The 236-nt window shown below is 63.1% G+C and carries 1 protein-coding gene; it reads left to right on the forward strand.

The genetic code is table 11. From position 1 onward, the window contains the following. Positions 1-39: 39 nt before the first annotated feature. Positions 40-236, forward strand: a 197-nt coding sequence (locus ACVA58_RS28710; RefSeq protein WP_446513627.1) for a hypothetical protein, incomplete at its 3' end; no start/stop codon positions are given.

Below are 236 nucleotides of genomic sequence, written 5' to 3' on the forward strand. Positions count from 1 at the left end.
TGTCATGCCTGTTTCATCCTGTCCGGCGAGGTGGGGGGCTTGGCTACAATGCCGGCACCCACGCTTTTTGCCTCGACCATGAGCGAATTCTTTGAAAACCATCCGATGATGCTGTTCGGCCTGGAGGCCGGCGTGGCGCTGTTCCTGCTGATCTTCATCGTGATCTGGACCATGTCCGGCGCCAAGAAGCATCCGCGCCCGCTGCGCGCCCCGCCCAGCCATCCGTCGCGCCAGGG

The organism is Photobacterium sp. DNB22_13_2, assembly GCF_052873915.1.